The organism is Flavobacterium sp. XS2P24 (genome assembly GCF_030010285.1).
Taxonomy (GTDB): domain Bacteria; phylum Bacteroidota; class Bacteroidia; order Flavobacteriales; family Flavobacteriaceae; genus Flavobacterium; species Flavobacterium algoritolerans.
This window is the reverse complement of record NZ_JASCRU010000003.1, coordinates 142,464-161,731: the sequence shown is the minus strand read 5'-3', so window position 1 is coordinate 161,731 and position 19,268 is coordinate 142,464. Positions and strand designations below refer to the sequence as shown.

Below are 19,268 nucleotides of genomic sequence, written 5' to 3'. Positions count from 1 at the left end.
TTAAGGGTTAAGTTTTAAGTATGAATTATTAAGTTTAATAATAAAATCAAAATGCTTAAAACTTCATCCTTACAACTTAATATTTAATACTTATAAAAGTGAAAATAGTAATCATAAATTACGGAGCAGGAAATATTCAAAGCATTATGTTTGCCATCGAAAGATTGGGATTTAAAGCCATTTTGAGTAATAATCCTGATGAAATTAAAGCTGCCGATAAAGTTATTTTCCCAGGAGTTGGTGAAGCAAGTTCTGCAATGAAAATGCTTTTAGAAAGTGGTTTGGAGACTTTGATTCCAACGTTGAAACAGCCCGTTTTAGGAATCTGTCTGGGTATGCAATTGATGTGCAACAAATCGGAAGAAGGAAATACAAAAGGATTGGGGATTTTTGATGTTGACGTAATCAAATTCACGCCAAAAGTAAAAGTGCCACAAATGGGATGGAACCAAATTTATAATTTGAAATCGCCTTTATTCGAGGGAATTAATGAAAATGAATACATGTATTTGGTTCATAGTTTTTATGCTCCCAGCTGTCCTGAAGCCATTGCTACAACTGATTATGAAGTAGAATATGCTTCGGCTTTACAGAAAGACAACTTCTATGGAACACAATTTCACCCAGAAAAAAGTGGTGATGTTGGAGAGCAAATTTTAGGTAATTTTTTAAAATTATAATGGCAATAGCAAAATTCAATAACAATGAAAATTAGTAAGTAAGATTGCTTCGTTCCTCGCAATGACAAATCTGAAATCAAAAATCGTTAATCTAAAATCATAAATCTCAATGAGAATAATACCTGCAATAGATATCATAGAAGGAAAATGTGTTCGCTTGTCAAAAGGCGATTACAATACCAAAATTATATACAATGAAAATCCGCTTGAAGTAGCAAAATCATTTGAAGCACACGGAATAGAATATTTACATTTAGTTGATTTAGACGGAGCAAAGTCGAGCCAAATTGTAAATTATAAAATATTGGAGCAAATTGCTACACAAACCAAATTGAAAATTGATTTTGGGGGTGGATTAAAATCGGATTCTGATTTGAAAATTGCTTTTGAAAGTGGTGCAAATCAAATTACAGGCGGAAGTATTGCTGTCAAAAACAGAGAACTATTCGAAAAATGGATTGCTGAATATGGATCTGATAAAATCATTTTGGGAGCAGATGCTAACAATGAAAAAGTAGCTGTTTCGGGTTGGTTAGAAGATTCGAATGAAGACTTGATTCCTTTTATACAAGATTATCAAAGCAAAGGAATTCAGTATGTAATTTGTACGGATATAGACAAAGACGGTATGCTTGAAGGACCATCTTTTGATTTATACGCTAAAATTTTGGCGGAAGCCAATGGCATAAAATTAATTGCTTCAGGAGGAATTTCTACTTTTGACGAATTACCAAAGCTAGCCGAATTGGGTTGTGAAGGAACGATAATCGGGAAAGCAATTTACGAAGGGAGAATTTCATTAAAACAATTGGAAAACTATGTTTTAAGTATGAATTATTAAGTATTAAATATGAGTGAAGACGTAATAAAAATAAAAAGCTTTTCTTTTGCCATTAGAATTGTTAATTTATATAAAACTTTAAATAGTAGAAATGAATATGTAATGAGTAAACAAATTTTACGTTCAGGAACTTCTGTTGGAGCAAATATTAGAGAAGCTAAAAATGCAGAAAGTAAAGCTGATTTCATTCATAAAATGGGTATTTCTCAAAAAGAAGCTGACGAAACATTATATTGGCTTGAACTTTTACAAGCAACAAATTATATTTCAAATGAAGAGTTTTTAAGTCTAAATAATGATGGTATAGAAGTTTTAAAATTAATAAAAAGTATAATTATTACTTCTAAAAACAATATCAAAAAAACTTAATAATTCAACCTTACAATTTAATAATTAATTTAGATGTTAACAAAAAGAATTATTCCCTGTCTCGATATAAAAAACGGAAGAACCGTAAAAGGTGTTAATTTTATGGACTTACGGGATGCAGGAGATCCAGTGGAACTGGCCAAAATATATTCAGATGAAGGTGCTGATGAATTGGTTTTTTTGGATATTTCGGCAACGGAAGAAAGAAGGAAAACCTTAGTTGATTTGGTTCGTAAAGTAGCTTCAACTATTAATATTCCGTTTACTGTTGGTGGAGGAATTTCCTCCGTTGAAGATGTTGAAATTTTATTACAAAATGGAGCGGATAAAGTTTCCATTAATTCATCGGCGGTGAAAAATCCGCAGTTAATTAATGATTTGGCACAAAAATTTGGAAGCCAATGTGTCGTTGTTGCGATTGATGCCAAGCAAATTAATGGGCAATGGATTGTTCATTTAGTGGGAGGAAAAGTGCCTACAGAATTGAATTTATTTGATTGGGCCAAAGAAGTTGAAGAACGCGGCGCAGGTGAAATCTTATTCACATCAATGGATAATGACGGAACTAAAAACGGATTTGCTAATGAAGCTTTGGCAAAACTTTCGGAATTAGTTAATATTCCAATAATTGCTTCTGGTGGTGCAGGAAACATTCAACATTTTGTAGATACTTTTCTGGAAGGAAAAGCTGACGCAGCATTAGCCGCAAGTGTATTTCATTTTAAAGAAATTGAAATTAAAACATTGAAAGCAGCCCTTAAAAATAACAATATCGAAGTACGGATTTAAATTAAGGCATAAGTATTAAGTATGAGTCATTAAGTATTGAGTTGCTTATTTATCCATATAACTTAATACTTAAGACTTACAACTTAATACTTAAAAAATATGAACATAGATTTCTCAAAAAATACAGACGGATTAATTCCTGCTATAATTCAAGACAATGAAACCAAAACGGTTTTGATGCTGGGTTTTATGAATGCCGAAGCGTATCAAAAAACGGTTGATACTAAAAAAGTGACATTTTATAGTCGTACCAAGCAAAGACTTTGGACAAAAGGCGAGGAAAGTGGCAACTTTTTAAATCTGATTGACATCAAAAACGACTGTGATAATGATACGTTGTTGATTCAGGTAAAACCAGAAGGACCAACATGTCACAAAGGAACGGATACGTGTTGGGCTTATGAAAACAAAGCAGATTATGGCTTTATTTCGAATTTAGAAGATACAATCCAACTTCGAAGAGAGAATGCTGATTCTGAGAAAAGTTACGTGGCTTCCTTATTTAAATTAGGGATGAATAAAATTGCCCAGAAAGTAGGAGAGGAAGCAATAGAAGTAGTTATTGAAGCCAAAGATGATAATGATGATTTGTTTTTGAGCGAAAGTGCTGACTTGCTTTTTCATTACCTTATATTGTTGCAAGCCAAAGGATTTAAGCTAAATGATGTTGTTGAAGTACTAAAAAGTCGTCAGAAATAGAAATTCTTTTTAAAGATTTTACATCAATAAAACCCAATAGTAAATGAATATACTATTGGGTTTTCTTTTATTTCAAATAGCAATCCACTATATTTACTATTATTTTAAAATAAGAGTACCACATGCAAGTGATGAATTTAGATAATACCACATTGACACAAGAATTAAACGATCCAATCCTAAATACGGGACTATATATAATCCTTACAACTGACGAAGACGATGCAAGACCTGTTTATATTTCAGGGAATTTCAATAATTGGCGTACTCAGGACAAGGAGTTTATGATGGAGAAAATTGGAAATAACGTATACCATTACAAATTTTCGCATGATTTTGATTATCCTGTCGAGCTTTTGTATAAATTTACTAAAGGGGATTGGAGTGAAGTTGAGATTGACAGCCACGGCAATCGTACCGAAAACCGTTCAACATTAGCACATACGGGCATTCAAAATGAACACGTAGCAAGATGGAGAAAAAACTGGTTGCCTTTTAAGCAGTCTTTTTTACCACAGGTTCAGTTAATTTCAGATGAATTTGAAATCCCGCAACTTAATAAAACCAGAAAAATTTGGGCCTTGTTGCCTCATGATTATGATAATTCAAGTGAAAATTATCCCGTAATGTATTTGCAGGATGCTCAAAATTTATTCAATGAATCAGCCGAATTTGGTAATTGGGAAATTGACAAAAAACTGGCGGTTATGTCCGAGTATAAAATTGGAAAAATTATAATTATTGCCATAGAACACGCCAAAGAAGATCGAATAAAAGAATACAATGTTGGGAAAACAGTATTAGGAAAAGGACAAGGAAAAAAATACATCCGTTTTGTAACTGATACCCTAAAACCATTTGTTGACAGCAATTTTAGAACAAAAAAAGAACGGGAATTTACGGGGATTGGTGGAAGCTCGATGGGAGGATTAGTCAGTATTTTTAGTGGATTAAGAAACCCGGAAGTATATGGTAAATTAATGATTTTTTCTCCATCGCTTTGGGTTGTTCCAGAACTGAAAATTAATCCCAAAAAAGCAAATACAGCCGATACCAAAATCTATTTGTATGGCGGTGGTGATGAGAGTAAAACAATGATTGAACATATAAAAAGTTTTAAAGATAATCTGATTTCAAGCGAATTTGTAAAAGACAAATCAAAGATTAATTTAAGCATTAACAGGCAAGGAAAACATAGTGAAACCTATTGGAGTGATGAATTTCCTAAAGCAATAGAATGGTTGTTTTTTAATACAAAAGAGTCGTAGAGCACTATTCATAGGGTCTTGAATTAATAGGTAGAAAAAAAGAAAAGAACAAATGAAAACAAATACATTACAAAACGTAGCTGATTTTTCAGGAACAATTTTGATTCCGGTTTTTGAAACGTATTCAAAAAGTATTGTTCCTATAACTTTTAATGGATTAGAAATAACATCAAAAGTTTTTTTTGGAAAAAAAGACACGCACTATTTAGCTGAAAAAAACAATAATGCATATGTTTTTATTGGCTTAGGAAAAGTGATAGACTATAAATCATTGAAAACTATTTTTCGTCGTATTTCATCGAAACAAAAAGAAAATTTTAGTTCGAATGTTGCTTTAGTTATACCTGAACAATTCACTCAGGATCAGGTTGAAGCGATGGTTTCTGGTTTGCTTTTAGGAACGTATGATTTAGGTCATTTCAAAACAGAAAAAAACGCACATCCTTTTTTGAGTGCTGATTTTACTTTAAATTTAGTATCCGAAAAAGATTATTTGGCTACAGCCAAAAAAGGAATTAAAATTGCCAAAGCACAACTGGCAACTTATAATTTGGTTGATTTACCACCCAACACGATTAATCCTAAATATTTGGCCAATTGGGCTAAAGAAACAGGTGAAAAATATGGTTTTGACGTAGAAGTTTTAGGTCATGATGCAGCAAAAATAGTGGGATTGGGCGCTTTTTTGGCAGTTGGAAAAGGAAGTGAAAATGAACCACAGTTTATCATTATGAATTACACTCCTAAAGTGGAAGTGGAACACATGAAACATGTTGGGTTAGTGGGGAAAGGAATCACTTTTGATACAGGAGGATTAAATATAAAAACAGCTGGAATGCTTCATATGAAGTGCGATATGGCAGGTGGTGGTGCCGTTTTTGGGGCGATGCAATTGATTGCAGATTTGCAATTACCCGTAAAAGTGACTGCAATTGTTCCTTGTGCCGAAAATTCAGTTGATGCCAAATCATTTCTACCAAGTGATGTAATTCACAGTTATAGCGGACATTCGATAGAAATCATTGATACAGATGCTGAAGGACGACTCATTTTGGCGGATGGATTGTCATATTTAATTAAAAATTTCAAACCTGAATATATAGTTGATATTGCTACGCTAACCGGAAGCAGTGTTGGTACTTTTGGGTATGAATGTGGTGCTTTGTTTACCAATAATACCGAAATGGCTAAGAAGCTACAAGAAAACGGAGACGCAATAGGAGAGCGTTTGTGGCCTTTACCGCTTTGGGATGTTTATAAATCCGATATTGAGAGTGACATTGCAGATGTAAAAAATTATAGCGGAAAACCAGTTGCCGGAGCAATAAGTGCCGCTAAATTTTTAGAATATTTCACCCAAGAGCACAAAGCTTGGGCACATCTTGATGTTGCAGGTGTCGCATTTGGCGATGATGAGCTTGCTAAAAGTAAGCATGCTACAGGATATGGAGTTCATTTATTAACTAAATTCATTGAAAATTTATAACGTATGGAAAACTCTAAAACCTTCCTTTGTATTTCAAATTATTTCAAGGGTGCCGATTTTTTAATTAATTTAAAAAAGTTAGGCAACAAAGTCTATTTAGTGACAAGTGAAAAACTGAGAGACAAGCCATGGCCACATCAACATATCGATGAGATTTTTTATATGGAAGGCCAAGATGTCGATTGGAATTTAGAACATCTGCTGTTAGGTGTTGGTAATTTTATGAAGTCAACCAAAGTTGATGCCATTGTTGCCTTAGATGATTATGATGTCGAAAAGGCTACATATCTAAGGGAAAACCTGCGTATTGACGGGATGGGACAAACAACGGGACGTTATTTTAGAGATAAACTGGCGATGCGCATGAGAGCAAAAAGTTGTGGAATTCCTATTCCGGCATTTTGTTCTTTATTTAATGATCATGACATCAATACTTTTGCAGACACAATTTCAGCTCCATGGGTTTTGAAACCACGTTCTGAAGCTTCGGCTGCAGGAATTATAAAAATATATGATAAAGAGAGTTTGTGGATTCACATTAATGAAATGGGTAATAACAGATTCAAATATTTATTAGAACAATTCAAACCTGGCGATGTGTATCATTGTGATAGTTTAATTTCAGAAAGTAAAGTAATTTTTAGTTTGACTTCAAAATATTTAGCCACTCCAATGGAAATTTCTCAAGGTGGCGGTGTTTTCCGTTCAGCTAATATTAAGTACAATTCAGAGGATGATAAAGCCATAAAAAAGTTAAATGAAGAAGTAATGAAAGGCTTCGGATTGAAACACGGTGCCGCACATACTGAATTCATAAAATGCAATGAAGATGGTCAAATTTATTTCCTGGAAACTTCTTCAAGAGTAGGAGGGGCTCATTTGGCCGAAATGGTAACAGAAGCTTCCAATATTAATTTATGGAAAGAATGGGCTGCAATTGAAGACGCATTGGTTAAAGGAACTAAATACATTTTGCCAAAAGTAAAAAAAGAATATGCCGGTATCGTTTTGACATTATCAAAATTCCAGCATCCTAATTTATCTTCGTTTTCAGATCCTGAAGTTTGTTTTAGAGTTCCGTTAGAATATCACGCGGGTCTTATTGTCAAATCAGATAAGCAAGAAAGAGTTTTAGAATTGTTAGATGATTATGGGAATCGCTTAGCCAATGATTTTACTGCTGTAGTAGAACAAAGTAAGGTAACCAACTTGCATTAAATGCTATTATTAAACTAAAAAAAGCGACTGTTTCAATAGAGACAGTCGCTTTTTTATTTAAAGTTTACTTAAACTAATAATGGACAGATTTTTATATCTTACTTAAAAATTTCTATAATAAATAACGGTTTCCATCTCCTCCACACATGAAAAAAATAGTTCTGATTTTTAGCTTTTTAGGGTTAATTAGTTGTAAAACGTATACTACAACGAGTTTAATTGAATCTCAAAAACCGTTTCAAAATGAATATTTTACTGTTGCTTTTGGTTCCTGCGATAACCAGAAGATTAAAAACGAACTGTGGCCAGCTATAGATAAAAATCATCCGTCCGTTTGGATTTGGGGAGGTGATAATGTGTATTCGGATACTAAGGATATGGATTTTCTTAAAAGTAATTATGAAATTCAGAAACAAGATTCAGATTATCTCAAGTTCATTAAAGACAAAATTATATTAGGAACATGGGATGATCACGATTATGGAGCGAATGACGGCGGGGAAGAATATCCTTTTAAAAGACAAAGTCAACAGTTATTACTGGATTTTTTAGATACGTCAAAGAATGCTCCTGAACGAAAAAGAGATGGGGTTTATACTGCTAAAACTATTCTTGTAAATGGAAATAAAATAAAAATTATTGTATTGGATTCTCGTTTTTTTAGAACGGCATTGACTAAAGCCACCGATTCAAAAAAACGGTTTCAACCCAATACATATGGTGAAGGAACCGTATTAGGAGAGGCACAATGGAAATGGCTTGAAAAAGAACTTAAATCATCTGATGCGCAATTTAATGTAATTGTCAGCAGCATTCAATTTTTATCTGATAAACATGGTTTTGAAGCTTGGGGGAATTTCCCTCATGAAATAGAAAAACTGGAGAAATTGATTCTTTCGACGAAAGCAAAAGCCACTTTTATAATCTCAGGAGATTGCCATATAGCCACTTTTTCCTCAAAAAATGTTGCGGGTTTATCTTATCCGTTAGTAGATTTTACCTCGAGTGGATTGACGCATACTTACGCTTCTTTTTCCAGTGAGGAAAATCCTTATGTGAAAGGGGAAGTGGTTAAAGAGTTGAACTTTGGACTATTAAAATTTGATTTTAAAAACAATAAAGTGATAATGGAAATTCGTGGAAAGGAAAATAAATTTATTCAAGAATATGTTCAATCCTATCCTGAAAAATAATTTTTTTAGGTACTATATTTATAAAATTATAAAGTTTATTTTTGTTCAAAATGATTAATTATGAAAAAACAGTTTAGTATTATTTTTATTTCGTTTCTATTTTTTAACGGTATAAATGCACAAGGTTTACTAAATAAATCAGAGCAAAAATTCACGAGACAAGATACTTTGCGCGGAAGTATCACAAAAGAAAGAGCATGGTGGGATGTGAAATATTATCATCTCAATATTAAAGTAAATCCAGCAGACAGTACTATTACAGGTTCAAATACAATAAAATATCAAGTTGTAAAAGAATACAATAGCATGCAAATTGACTTACAAAATCCTATGGAAATTAATAAAGTCATTCAGGATGGAAAAGTTTTAAAATATAAAAGAGAAGGAAATGCATTTTTTATTGAATTAATTGCTCCTCAAACAAAAGGTGCACTAAAAGAAATTACCATATTTTATGGTGGAAAACCAAAAGTAGCCGTAAATCCACCTTGGGATGGAGGTATAACTTGGAAAAAAGACAGTAATGGAAATCCTTTTATTGCTTCTTCTTGTCAAGGATTGGGTGCAAGTGTTTGGTGGCCAAACAAAGATCACATGTATGATGAAGTGGATACTATGCTGATTAGTGTAAATGTTCCAAAAAATTTGACGGATGTTTCCAATGGACGTTTACTAAGTGTAAAGCAATTAAAAGATGGAACAAAAACCTATAATTGGTATGTATCAAATCCAATCAATAATTATGGTGTAAATATAAATATAGGCGATTATGTTTCGTTTTCAGAAAAACATAAAGGAGAAAAAGGCGATTTAGATTGCAGCTATTATGTTTTGAGAGACAATTTGGCGAAAGCCAAAAAACAATTTCAAGATGTTCCAAAAATGCTAAAAGCTTTTGAACATTGGTTTGGACCGTATCCATTTTATGAAGACAGTTACAAATTGGTTGAAGCTCCGTATTTAGGAATGGAACATCAAAGTAGCGTAACATATGGGAATGGTTTTCAAAACGGATATCGTGGTAGGGATTTAAGCGGAACGGGTTGGGGATTAAAATTTGATTTTATCATTATTCATGAATCTGGGCATGAGTGGTTTGCCAATAATATCACGTATAAAGATATTGCTGATATGTGGATTCACGAGAGTTTTACAAATTATTCAGAAAGCCTTTTTGTAGAATATTACTATGGAAAAGAAGCCGGATTTGAATATGTTCTGGGAACCAGAAAAGGTATAAAAAATGACAAACCAATTATAGGAAATTATGATGTAAACAACGAAGGTTCTGGTGATATGTATCCAAAAGGAGGGAATATGTTGCATACTTTACGCCAAATTGTAAATGATGATGAAAAATGGAGAGGCATTTTAAGAGGCTTAAACAGTACTTTTTATCACCAAACTGTTACTACAAAACAAATTGAAGATTATTTAAGTCAGCAAGTTGGAATCGATTTATCTACAGTTTTCAATCAGTATTTAAGAGATACCAGAATTCCAACATTAGAATATTTTTTCAAGGATAATCAAGTGGGTTATCGCTGGACAAATTGCGTTCCGGGTTTTAATATGCCCGTGAAAGTAACGCTAAATGGAAAAGAAGAATTACTGCAACCAGAAACAGAATGGAAGAGTGTTCCGGTAAATTCTGAAAATTCAAAACTGGAAACAGATAAGAATTTTTATGTAGCCAGTTTTAATATTACTGAGTAAATCCAAAAGGTGTGTTTCTAAAATTTAGAAAACACACCTTTTTTTATCTTTTCTTAAACTGTATCGGATTTTCTCCCACCACTTTTTTGAAGATTCTATTAAAGTACGAAAGGCTTTCAAATCCACATTCAAAGCACGTTTCGGTTACGTTTTTATCACTTTTTAAAAGTCTTTTAGCTTGTTCGATTCGATATTGATTTAAAAATTCAGTAAACGTCAATCGTGTCATTTTTTTAAAATAACGACAAAAAGCCGCCTTAGATAAATGAGTTAAATTGGAGATTTCTTCAATAGAAACAGCCCTTTGGTAGTTTTCCTCTATAAATTTATAGACGACTTTTAATCGCAATTGTTCTTTATTATTATATAAATTTTCAAATGGTTTATCGTGCAAAAAAGTCATTTCATTTGATGTTGATAAAATCTGAAATAATGACAGCACTTCAATAAATTGTTCAAAATGAGATAATAGATGAATTTTTTGAAGCCTTTTACCAATTTTATCTTTTACAGCTCCATGAAAACAAATCACCTTTTTTGAGTTCTCAAATAATTGATAAATAGAAGCTAATTCAGGAGTTGTTATAAAGTCATTTTTGAAAAAGTCTTCTTTAATCTGTAAGACTACTTTCTCATATTCAGTTTTAATTCCATAATCAAAATTCAAATGCGGAATATTGGAACCTATAAAAACCAAATCACTTCCTTCAAAATTGCCAATATGATCGCCTACGCGTCGTGTTCCATTTGGCGCAACAATGAAAGTTAATTCAAATTCAGGATGAAAATGCCAATAATAAAAATCATTCAATTTTGGATTTACCAATATTCTGAATGAACTCCCGGCTAATCTTTTTATATCCTCAAAAACTATTTTCATATCTCGTTAACTCAATAATTGCTCAATAGAATACATATACTTGTTTAAAGTTAATAAAAAAATCAATATTGTACAAATAGCAGTAAATTTTGTGGAAGTAATTAGTATTCACTTTTTCTAATTTTGAAATAGTTATAACACTAAAATATAAGACTATGGAAAAGAATAATCAATCAATGACACCAACTATGGTTCCCACAATGGCACAAAATAATGCTCATAAAGATATTCCGGGAAATCCATCTACTGCAAAATCCAGCACAACAAAATTAAATGATCGTTCAAATGGCAAACCGTTACGTTTACTTACTGAAGACGACTGGAAGTTTTGGATTGAAAACGGTTACATTGTCATAAAAAATGCTATTCCGAAAGAAAACGCTAAAAAAATGGCTGATTTTCTATGGGAATTTGAAGAGAAAAATCAAAATGATCCAGAAACTTGGTATGCTCCGCCAAGAGCCGAAATGCAAATGAAAGAGCTTACCAATAGCGGTATGGTTGAAGTTTACAATCATCAATATCAATGGGATAACCGACAAATGGAAAAAGTATATGATGCATTTGTAGATATTTGGGGAACCGAGAAATTATGGGTTACTATCGACCGAGCAAATTTGAATTTACCAGTTCGTCCAGGTTTTGATTTCAAAGGATTTATTCATTGGGATTATGATCCGGAGACAAAACCTCAAAACGTACAAGGGGTTCTAGCTTTGGCTGACCAAATGGATGAAAATATGGGAGGGTTTCAATGTATACCTGATTTATATCGAAATTATGATACTTGGAAACTGACACAACCAGAAGATAGAAATCGTTTTAAACCAGATGTTACTGGTCTTGAAGATAAATTTGTAAAAGTAAAAATGGAAGCTGGTGATTTATTAATTTTTAATAGCACACAACCGCATGGGATTCGCCCTAATATTACAAAAGATAAAGTAAGAATGGCACAATATATTTCTATGATGCCAGCTGAAGAGGATAATGAAGAATTGCGTCAATGGAGAGTTAATTCTTGGAAAAATCGCATTGCGCCTGAAGGATATGCGTTTCCTGGAGATCCTCGAAAATGGGAACAAACCAAATATAAAACTGCGGAATTGAGTGATTTAGGAAAAAAATTATTGGGAGTAGAGAAGTGGTAACAAAAAAAGGGATACAATAAGTATCCCTTTTTTATATTTATTATTTTTTAAAACATTTAGATTAAATTCTTCTTAATGTAATTAAAACTTGTTACTGCGGATTCTATCGGATTCGGTTTGTAGTTTGATTCGTGCTCTAAAAAGAAACGTTTCATTCCGGAAAGTTCTGCTTTAGCAAAAATCGATTTGAAATCAATTGCTCCAGTTCCAATTTCGGCATTCCAATCAGGATTTACTTTATCCATATCTTTTACGTGCCACATAGTGAAACGTCCAGGATATTTTTTGAATAATTGCAACGGATCATTTCCAGAACGAACAACCCAGTATAAATCCATTTCAAAATCAACTAAGTTTTTATCCGTTTCATTTAATAAAATCTCATATCCATTTGTTGATCCGAATTTTGTAAATTCAAAATCATGATTGTGATAGGCTAATTTTAAACCTCCTGCTTTACAAAGTTCACCCACTTTATTTATTTGTGAAGCTAGTTTTTTGTAATCATCACCGCTAGTTCCTCTTAATTCGGAAATTATATAAGGTACAGTTACATATTCACTTCCCAAATGATTTGCTGTTTCGATATATGATTTTACAAGATCAGTAGTGCCATCTTTAATCATAGAGTTAAAATCGAAATGATTACTAGTGGCTTTTAAACCGTTATCATCAAGTATCGATTTAAAATCATGTACAGAAGTTCCAAAAAAGCCTTTGTCTACTGAATAACCAAAAGTTTCCACTTCTGTAAATCCAGCTTTTCCAACTTGGGATAAAACTCCTTTGACATCTTTTGGTAAAGTATCACGCAGTGTCCATAATTGAATTCCGATGGCTCTTTTTTTAGAGTCAAAAGCAAATGTAGGAGCAATGGCTAATGCGCCTAATACTAAACCAGCATTAATTAAAAATTCTCTTCTTTTTATCATGGGTTATTTTTTAGATTAGTTAAATATCACAAATTGCAATAGCCTGCTTCAATGAAGCTAGTTTGTCCGGGTTTTTAGGAATAAATTCTTGTCCTACAAAACCTTTGAAACCAGTTTTTGCAATAGCTTTCATTATTGCTTCGTAATTTAATTCCTGTGTATTATCAATTTCATTTCGTCCTGGAACCCCGGCTGTATGAAAATGAGCAATATATTGATGGTTGTCTCTTATGTTTCTAATCACATCACCTTCATCAATTTGCATGTGATAAATATCATAAAGAAGTTTAAAGTTTTCTGAGTTTAAACGTTTTGCTAATTCAACTCCCCATGATGTTCTGTCACATTGGTAATCTTTATGGTCAATTTTGCTGTTTAACAATTCCATCACCAAAATCACATTATGCTTTTCAGCTAATGGAATTAGTTTTTGTAAACCAAGAACACAATTATTCCAACCTTCTTCATCTGTTTTTCCTCTTCGGCTTCCGCTAAAGCAAATTAGATTTTTATAACCGGCTTTAGCCACCAGAGGAATCATTTCGGTATAATTCTTTATAAGTGTTTCATGAAATTTAATATCATTGAAACCATCCACTAAATTAATCTCAGCACCGTTGCACATTGTAGAAACTAAATCATATTTTTTCAATGTTGGCCAAGAGGAAGGTCCTACTAAATCAATACCGGTAATTCCAATTTTCTTAGCCTCTATGCAAAGTGTATCCAAATCAAGACTGTCAAAACACCAACGAGAAACAGAGTGATTTATATTTCCTTTCAACATACCCAATTGTGTTTCTGTATTATTCATTGGCATAGCCAAAGCAGAAAATCCAGAAGGAATTCCCATAGCCGCTGTTCCGGCAAGTATTCCTTTTATGGCAGATCTCCTATTTAAATTAGTGCTCATTTTTTATTTTTTATACAGCAGAAGATGTTTCTTCGACTTTGTTTTTTTCATTGAATAAAAGTGCAAAAAGTAGGAATACTGCGAAAGCAATTCCGGCAGGAATTATCCAAACCATTTCCCAATTTATAGCGCCGTCTAACATTTTATAATTGTCCGTTATCCAACCAGCAACTGCAAAACCTATCAACATACCAACTCCGTAAGTAGCTAACGTAATTAGACCTTGAGCGGCACTTTTATATTTTTCTCCTGCTTTTGAATTGGTGTAAATTTGACCAGAAACAAAAAAGAAATCATAACAAATACCGTGCAAAGCAATACCTATAATAAGCATAAAACTTAAATCATCTCCATTACCATAAGCAAATAAAACGTAACGAATTGCCCACGCCAACATTCCAACCAAGATTGTTTTCTTGAAGCCAAAACGGGTAAAAAATACAGGAATCAATAATAAAAATAAAGCTTCAGATATTTGACCGATTGCCATTTTTCCAGTAGGATTTTCAACTCCTGCTTCTGTCAAAAATGGATGTGCATTTTGGTAATAAAACGCAAGAGGAATACAAATAAGAATTGATGAGATAAAAAAGATGGCGAAGTTTTTATCCTTCAATAACTTTAAAGCATCAAGACCAATAATATCTCCTATTTTTATTTTTTCGTCACTTACTTTTGGTGGTGTTTTTGGTAAAGAAAAACTAAATATACCTAAAACTAAAGCTGCGATTCCTGCTAAAAGGAACGTGTTTTTAAGCATTCCTTCAGAAATTGCTTCTGCAGCATCCCAATGGAAAACAAAACTAATAGACAATCCTGCTAAAATCCAACCAATTGTTCCCCAAACTCTAATGTTTGCAAACTCTTTCTCTGGATCTTTCATTTGATTGAAAGAAACTGAATTTACTAATGCTAATGTTGGCATGTATAAAATCATATAGCTTAGAACGTAAGTATAAAACATTCCAACCTCTTCTGACTGATACATTTGATACATTAAAAATGCTCCAATAAGATGAAGTATTCCTAAAATTTTCTCAGCATTAAAATATCGGTCAGCGATTAACCCTATAATAAAAGGTGCTATAATAGCGCCCCATGATTGTGTAGAAAAAATTGCGGCAGTTTCTGATCCAGATGCTTTTAGATTATTCCCCAGAAACGTACCAAGGGTTACAAACCATGCTCCCCAGATAAAAAATTCTAGGAACATCATTATGGATAATTTAATTCGGATGGTGCTATTCATTGGTATATTGGTTTTATTTTTTGGTTTTGGTTAATTAGCAGTAATTTATTTTTTAATATTTCATTCTCAATTACATACCGGCTTCACATCCAGTTGTAATTTTCATAGAATTCCATTCTTTAATCTGAATGTTTCTGAACCACACATTATCACCGTGATCTTGTAATGCAATTTTTCCTTTTTTGAATGCAGCAAAACCAGGCCAAGTAGCAAATTTACTTCCTGCTACCAATGTTTTAAAGTTGGCATCCCAAAGTGTAGTTTCAACTACTTTCACGCCATTCAATAACATTGTCAGTTTTCCGAATTTACATACAAGGTCAACAGAATTCCATTCTCCAACTGGTTTAACAGGCTCAGAAGTACTTTTTATTAAATCATACAAATCTCCTGATCTGTGTTTTTCAATTTTTCCGTCAGGGTGACCGTCATTGTCCAATACTTGCATTTCCAATCCAGTTTCGTAAGTATTTTTGAATTTTGTCAAATCTTCGTTTACAAAGAAAATAATACCACTGTTTGCATTTGCTGCTACTTTCCATTCTAATTTTAAATGAAAATTCTCGTATTCTATATCTGTTACAAGATCGCCTCCTTGACCATTTTTGGCAGCGGTAGGGTCAAAATGCAATACACCATCTTCAACTTTCCAACCGGAACCAGCAGTTTTTTTTCCATAAGTATGCCATCCTGTTGTTGATTGTCCATCAAATATTGATTTAAATCCTTTTGCTATTGGTGCTTGTTGTGCATTTGCTGTTTGAATCATTACCATAACAATTAATGAAGTACAAATATTTTTAATCATTTTTAAATTTTTGATTTAATAATTAATCTTGTTTATAAAGTTAAAGCTTTCCAACCTTGACGATAATCACGTTTTACAAATTGATTAACTTCGTCAAAATTAGTGATTTTCATAGCATCATTATCCCATAATAATTTTGCTGAACGTCCTGGATATACTTCTTCTCCAAGTTCTTCTCTCATCACATCGTAACCTCTGATTGCAAGATTTGCCATCAATAAAGCTTCAGTTAATGGTCCGGCAATTTCAAAAGGAGAGCTTAATTCTTTTTTCCCGTAACCTGCAATTGCGGCTTCAACCCATTGTCTGTAATGACCTTCGGAACCATCCTTTACTCTGCTATATTTTTGAGCAACTTTGAGATTTTCATTTTTGCTAAGAGGAAGTAAACGAGGATTTAAACCATACGTATCACACATCATTTTTCCTTTTGTACCAGTGAATAACGTTCCATTTCCACCATCACCAAAAATCTCATTCGGGCCTAATTCAGTAGGTCTTTCAGGTTGAATTCCTCCATCCATCCAGTGTACCGCTATGTCACCATTTGTTTTTTCAGTTTTTGGAAAAGTTAATGTAACATGACTTGAAGGAGGGCAACTTTCTGGGAAATATCCTCTTTGAAATTCATCTACATAAACAGAACCAACACTACATTGAACATCTTTAGCATATTTTAAATTCAATACACTAAAAGGAGCTTCTAATAAATGGCATCCCATATCTCCTAATGCACCTGTACCGTAATCCCACCAACCGCGCCAGTTGAATGGCACTAATTTATTTACATACTCTTTATAAGGGGCTGTTCCTAACCATAAATCCCAATCCAATTCTTTTGGAATATCCGCTTTATTGGCAGACCAAGGAATACCTTGAGGCCAAACTGGACGGTCTGTCCAAGCATGAATAGTGTGAACATCACCAATTAAACCAGCTTCATACCATTCTTTCATTATTCTGGTACCATCATTTGATGCACCTTGATTTCCCATTTGGGTTACCACTTTATATTTTTTGGCCGCTTGAGTCAAAATACGAGCTTCGTAAATATCATGTGCCATAGGCTTTTGAACATATACATGTTTCCCTAATTGCATAGCTGCTAGAGCTTGTATAGCATGATTATGATCCGGTGTAGAAACTGAAACAGCATCGAAGTTTTGGTGTTCTTTATCTAACATTTCGCGCCAATCCTTATAAAATTTAGCTTTTGGAAATTTATTTATGCTTGCGGCAGCTCTTTTAGTGTCAACATCGCACAAAAATGAAATATCGGCTTTTCCACTGCTGGCAAACATAGCAATATCAGATTTTCCTTTTCCACCAACACCAATACTGGCTATTGATAAACGATCACTTGGTGCTACGAATCCTCTTCCTAAAACATGACGAGGAACAATCATAAAAGCTGCTGCCGCTATTGCTGTTGTTTTTATGAAATCACGACGGTTGTTTGTGATTTTATTCTCTTCTTCTTTTTGTTTCATTTATTTTAATACGGTTATAGTTAATAGTAATAAAATAGCTTAATAAATGAAGTTCTTTTCAATATTCTAAAGTTATTTAGAATATTGAAAAGCACCTTTGGAATTATTTTTTTAAGGATAAAATATATTTCGCCATTGATTTTGCATCGTCCTTTTTTAGAGATGTATGAGCGGCCATCGGTATAGTTCCCCAAACTCCAGAACCTCCTTTTATAATTTTACCGGATAAATAAGCGACATTTTTTTCATTAGAAGGATATTTTTTTGCAATATCTAAATAGGAGGGACCTATAAGTTTTTTGTCTAATTTATGACATCCAACACAATCAGATTTAGCAATTAATTTCTCTCCATCAGATGTTTGAAAAATGGCGTTTGTTTTTTTTATGGCTTTAATATATTTTGTATCTAAATTATCATTGGAAAATGAGGTTAAGCTAATTAAAGCTACCCCAAAAAGCAAATATTTTAATTTCATTTTCATTTCTATTTAAGTTTTATAATCCTAAGTTTTTTCTGTTAAAAGCTTTATTAGTTTCTACCGCAGCAAAATCATCAAATGCTTTATCGGTAACTTTTATAATATGATTTTTTATAAATTCAGCACCTTCACGTGCACCATCTTCTTGATTTTTAATACAACATTCCCATTCCATAACAGCCCAACCTTTGAAATCATATTGTGCCAGTTTGCTGAAAATAGTTTTAAAATCAATTTGACCATCTCCGGGAGATCGATAACGTCCCGCACGATTTACCCAACTTTGATATCCACCAAAAGTTCCTTGCTTTCCTGTAGGGTTAAACTCGGCATCCTTCACGTGAAAAGCTTTAATCCTTTCGTGATAGAAATCAATATATTGAATGTAGTCTAACTGCTGCAATACAAAATGTGACGGATCGTAAAGTAAACAAGCTCTTGAATGGTTATTTACAGCCTTCAAAAACATTTCATAGGTTTCCCCATCAAATAAATCTTCTCCTGGATGAATTTCATAGCAAAGATCGATCCCATTTTGATCAAACTCATTTAAAATTGGCAACCAACGTTTTGCTAATTCGGCAAAACCGTCTTCAACTAAGCCGGGAGGCCTTTGTGGCCAAGGGTGAAAATATTGCCAAAGCAAAGAACCACTAAAAGTTGCATGTGCATTTAAACCTAAATTTTGGGATGCTTTTGCAGCATATTTCAATTGTTGCACTGCCCATTCTTGTCTGGCTTTAGAATTACCATGCACATTTACAGGTGCAAAAGCATCAAAAAAATCATCATACGCAGGATGAACCGCAACTAATTGACCTTGTAAGTGAGTTGATAGTTCTGTGATTTCTAATCCGTAAGAAGCAATTGTACCTTTAAGTTCTTCTGCATAGGTTTTACTTTCTGCAGCCTTTTGCAAATCAATGAATCGAGTATCTAATGTTGGCATTTGAATACCTTTAAAACCTAAATCAGCAGCCCATTTGCAAATCCCATCTAAGGAATTAAAAGGAGCTTCATTACTGATAAATTGAGCTAAAAATACTGCTGGGCCTTGTATTGTTGTCATATTATATTTTGTCTAAAACTTTTATGAATTCCTATT

General features: G+C 33.1%; 19 protein-coding genes. 11 read left to right on the top strand and 8 right to left on the bottom strand.

All coding sequences use genetic code 11. The annotated features are described in order from the left end of the window. The first annotated feature begins 98 nt into the window (after positions 1-98). The 10 genes from hisH to QLS31_RS03830 all read left to right on the top strand — a co-directional run bounded on the left by hisH (position 99) and on the right by QLS31_RS03830 (position 10,259). Positions 99-680, top strand: coding sequence for an imidazole glycerol phosphate synthase subunit HisH (gene hisH / locus QLS31_RS03875; protein ID WP_282742728.1), 582 nt, complete (start codon positions 99-101; stop codon positions 678-680). Positions 681-789: 109 nt separating this feature from the next. Further along, positions 790-1,521 (top strand): 1-(5-phosphoribosyl)-5-[(5-phosphoribosylamino)methylideneamino]imidazole-4-carboxamide isomerase, encoded by a 732-nt coding sequence (hisA, locus tag QLS31_RS03870; RefSeq protein WP_282742727.1) that lies wholly within the window; start codon positions 790-792, stop codon positions 1,519-1,521. A 9-nt stretch (positions 1,522-1,530) separates the two neighbouring features. Beyond that, positions 1,531-1,890, top strand: coding sequence for a four helix bundle protein (locus QLS31_RS03865; protein WP_282717814.1), 360 nt, complete (start codon positions 1,531-1,533; stop codon positions 1,888-1,890). Positions 1,891-1,923: 33 nt separating this feature from the next. Continuing rightward, entirely contained in the window at positions 1,924-2,679 is a 756-nt protein-coding gene (hisF, locus tag QLS31_RS03860) for an imidazole glycerol phosphate synthase subunit HisF (RefSeq protein ID WP_282742726.1), read from the top strand. Between the two features lie 99 nt (positions 2,680-2,778). Next, complete coding sequence (gene hisIE / locus QLS31_RS03855) at positions 2,779-3,378, top strand: bifunctional phosphoribosyl-AMP cyclohydrolase/phosphoribosyl-ATP diphosphatase HisIE (protein WP_282742725.1); 600 nt, start codon at positions 2,779-2,781, stop codon at positions 3,376-3,378. Between the two features lie 122 nt (positions 3,379-3,500). Further along, the gene (locus tag QLS31_RS03850; protein ID WP_349238930.1) at positions 3,501-4,646 is read left to right on the top strand and encodes an alpha/beta hydrolase-fold protein; all 1,146 of its coding nucleotides are present in this window, start codon (positions 3,501-3,503) and stop codon (positions 4,644-4,646) included. A gap of 52 nt (positions 4,647-4,698) precedes the next feature. Further along, entirely contained in the window at positions 4,699-6,132 is a 1,434-nt protein-coding gene (locus QLS31_RS03845) for a leucyl aminopeptidase family protein (protein WP_282742723.1), read from the top strand. A gap of 3 nt (positions 6,133-6,135) precedes the next feature. After that, on the top strand, positions 6,136-7,350 hold the full coding sequence (locus tag QLS31_RS03840; RefSeq protein WP_282742722.1) for an ATP-grasp domain-containing protein: 1,215 nt from the start codon (positions 6,136-6,138) through the stop codon (positions 7,348-7,350). Positions 7,351-7,496: 146 nt separating this feature from the next. After that, positions 7,497-8,543, top strand: coding sequence for an alkaline phosphatase D family protein (locus QLS31_RS03835; protein WP_282742720.1), 1,047 nt, complete (start codon positions 7,497-7,499; stop codon positions 8,541-8,543). Positions 8,544-8,603: 60 nt separating this feature from the next. Then, entirely contained in the window at positions 8,604-10,259 is a 1,656-nt protein-coding gene (locus QLS31_RS03830) for a M1 family metallopeptidase (RefSeq protein WP_282742718.1), read from the top strand. Between the two features lie 43 nt (positions 10,260-10,302). Here QLS31_RS03830 and QLS31_RS03825 read toward each other — a convergent pair whose 3' ends face one another. Continuing rightward, positions 10,303-11,139, bottom strand: a complete 837-nt coding sequence (locus tag QLS31_RS03825) for an AraC family transcriptional regulator (protein WP_282742717.1) — start codon at positions 11,137-11,139, stop codon at positions 10,303-10,305. A gap of 155 nt (positions 11,140-11,294) precedes the next feature. On the opposite strand from QLS31_RS03825, the gene QLS31_RS03820 reads away from it, so the two are divergent. Then, a complete protein-coding gene (locus QLS31_RS03820; protein ID WP_282742715.1) occupies positions 11,295-12,290 on the top strand; it encodes a phytanoyl-CoA dioxygenase family protein in 996 nt (331 codons plus the stop codon). Positions 12,291-12,346: 56 nt separating this feature from the next. Here the strand turns inward: QLS31_RS03820 and QLS31_RS03815 are convergent, their stop codons facing one another. The 7 genes from QLS31_RS03815 to QLS31_RS03785 form a co-directional block, all read right to left on the bottom strand. Next, the gene (locus QLS31_RS03815) at positions 12,347-13,222 is read right to left on the bottom strand and encodes a sugar phosphate isomerase/epimerase (protein WP_282742713.1); all 876 of its coding nucleotides are present in this window, start codon (positions 13,220-13,222) and stop codon (positions 12,347-12,349) included. Positions 13,223-13,241: 19 nt separating this feature from the next. Continuing rightward, positions 13,242-14,135, bottom strand: coding sequence for a TIM barrel protein (locus QLS31_RS03810; protein ID WP_282742711.1), 894 nt, complete (start codon positions 14,133-14,135; stop codon positions 13,242-13,244). A 10-nt stretch (positions 14,136-14,145) separates the two neighbouring features. Beyond that, positions 14,146-15,384 carry a nucleoside permease gene (locus QLS31_RS03805; RefSeq protein ID WP_282718332.1) on the bottom strand — a complete coding sequence of 413 codons (1,239 nt, stop codon included), beginning with the start codon at positions 15,382-15,384 and terminating at the stop codon, positions 14,146-14,148. A 70-nt stretch (positions 15,385-15,454) separates the two neighbouring features. Continuing rightward, a complete protein-coding gene (locus QLS31_RS03800) occupies positions 15,455-16,192 on the bottom strand; it encodes a DUF1080 domain-containing protein (protein WP_282712970.1) in 738 nt (245 codons plus the stop codon). 32 nt (positions 16,193-16,224) lie between these two features. After that, positions 16,225-17,682, bottom strand: a complete 1,458-nt coding sequence (locus QLS31_RS03795; protein ID WP_282742709.1) for a Gfo/Idh/MocA family oxidoreductase — start codon at positions 17,680-17,682, stop codon at positions 16,225-16,227. A 103-nt stretch (positions 17,683-17,785) separates the two neighbouring features. Continuing rightward, positions 17,786-18,160, bottom strand: a complete 375-nt coding sequence (locus QLS31_RS03790) for a c-type cytochrome (RefSeq protein ID WP_282742707.1) — start codon at positions 18,158-18,160, stop codon at positions 17,786-17,788. Between the two features lie 19 nt (positions 18,161-18,179). Then, positions 18,180-19,232, bottom strand: coding sequence for a sugar phosphate isomerase/epimerase (locus QLS31_RS03785; RefSeq protein ID WP_099715524.1), 1,053 nt, complete (start codon positions 19,230-19,232; stop codon positions 18,180-18,182). Positions 19,233-19,268: the final 36 nt, after the last annotated feature.

Bases quoted from the DNA above. Each gene is read 5' to 3' on its own strand.
- QLS31_RS03865 (WP_282717814.1), top strand. From the start codon at position 1,531: ATGAGTGAAGACGTAATAAAAATAAAAAGCTTTTCTTTTGCCATTAGA.
- QLS31_RS03810 (WP_282742711.1), bottom strand. From the start codon at position 14,135: ATGAGCACTAATTTAAATAGGAGATCTGCCATAAAAGGAATACTTGCC.
- QLS31_RS03820 (WP_282742715.1), top strand. From the start codon at position 11,295: ATGGAAAAGAATAATCAATCAATGACACCAACTATGGTTCCCACAATG.
- QLS31_RS03795 (WP_282742709.1), bottom strand. From the start codon at position 17,682: ATGAAACAAAAAGAAGAAGAGAATAAAATCACAAACAACCGTCGTGAT.
- QLS31_RS03840 (WP_282742722.1), top strand. From the start codon at position 6,136: ATGGAAAACTCTAAAACCTTCCTTTGTATTTCAAATTATTTCAAGGGT.
- QLS31_RS03790 (WP_282742707.1), bottom strand. From the start codon at position 18,160: ATGAAATTAAAATATTTGCTTTTTGGGGTAGCTTTAATTAGCTTAACC.
- hisA (WP_282742727.1), top strand. From the start codon at position 790: ATGAGAATAATACCTGCAATAGATATCATAGAAGGAAAATGTGTTCGC.
- QLS31_RS03835 (WP_282742720.1), top strand. From the start codon at position 7,497: ATGAAAAAAATAGTTCTGATTTTTAGCTTTTTAGGGTTAATTAGTTGT.
- QLS31_RS03805 (WP_282718332.1), bottom strand. From the start codon at position 15,384: ATGAATAGCACCATCCGAATTAAATTATCCATAATGATGTTCCTAGAA.
- QLS31_RS03825 (WP_282742717.1), bottom strand. From the start codon at position 11,139: ATGAAAATAGTTTTTGAGGATATAAAAAGATTAGCCGGGAGTTCATTC.
- QLS31_RS03830 (WP_282742718.1), top strand. From the start codon at position 8,604: ATGAAAAAACAGTTTAGTATTATTTTTATTTCGTTTCTATTTTTTAAC.
- QLS31_RS03785 (WP_099715524.1), bottom strand. From the start codon at position 19,232: ATGACAACAATACAAGGCCCAGCAGTATTTTTAGCTCAATTTATCAGT.
- QLS31_RS03815 (WP_282742713.1), bottom strand. From the start codon at position 13,222: ATGATAAAAAGAAGAGAATTTTTAATTAATGCTGGTTTAGTATTAGGC.
- QLS31_RS03850 (WP_349238930.1), top strand. From the start codon at position 3,501: ATGCAAGTGATGAATTTAGATAATACCACATTGACACAAGAATTAAAC.
- QLS31_RS03845 (WP_282742723.1), top strand. From the start codon at position 4,699: ATGAAAACAAATACATTACAAAACGTAGCTGATTTTTCAGGAACAATT.
- hisIE (WP_282742725.1), top strand. From the start codon at position 2,779: ATGAACATAGATTTCTCAAAAAATACAGACGGATTAATTCCTGCTATA.
- QLS31_RS03800 (WP_282712970.1), bottom strand. From the start codon at position 16,192: ATGATTAAAAATATTTGTACTTCATTAATTGTTATGGTAATGATTCAA.
- hisF (WP_282742726.1), top strand. From the start codon at position 1,924: ATGTTAACAAAAAGAATTATTCCCTGTCTCGATATAAAAAACGGAAGA.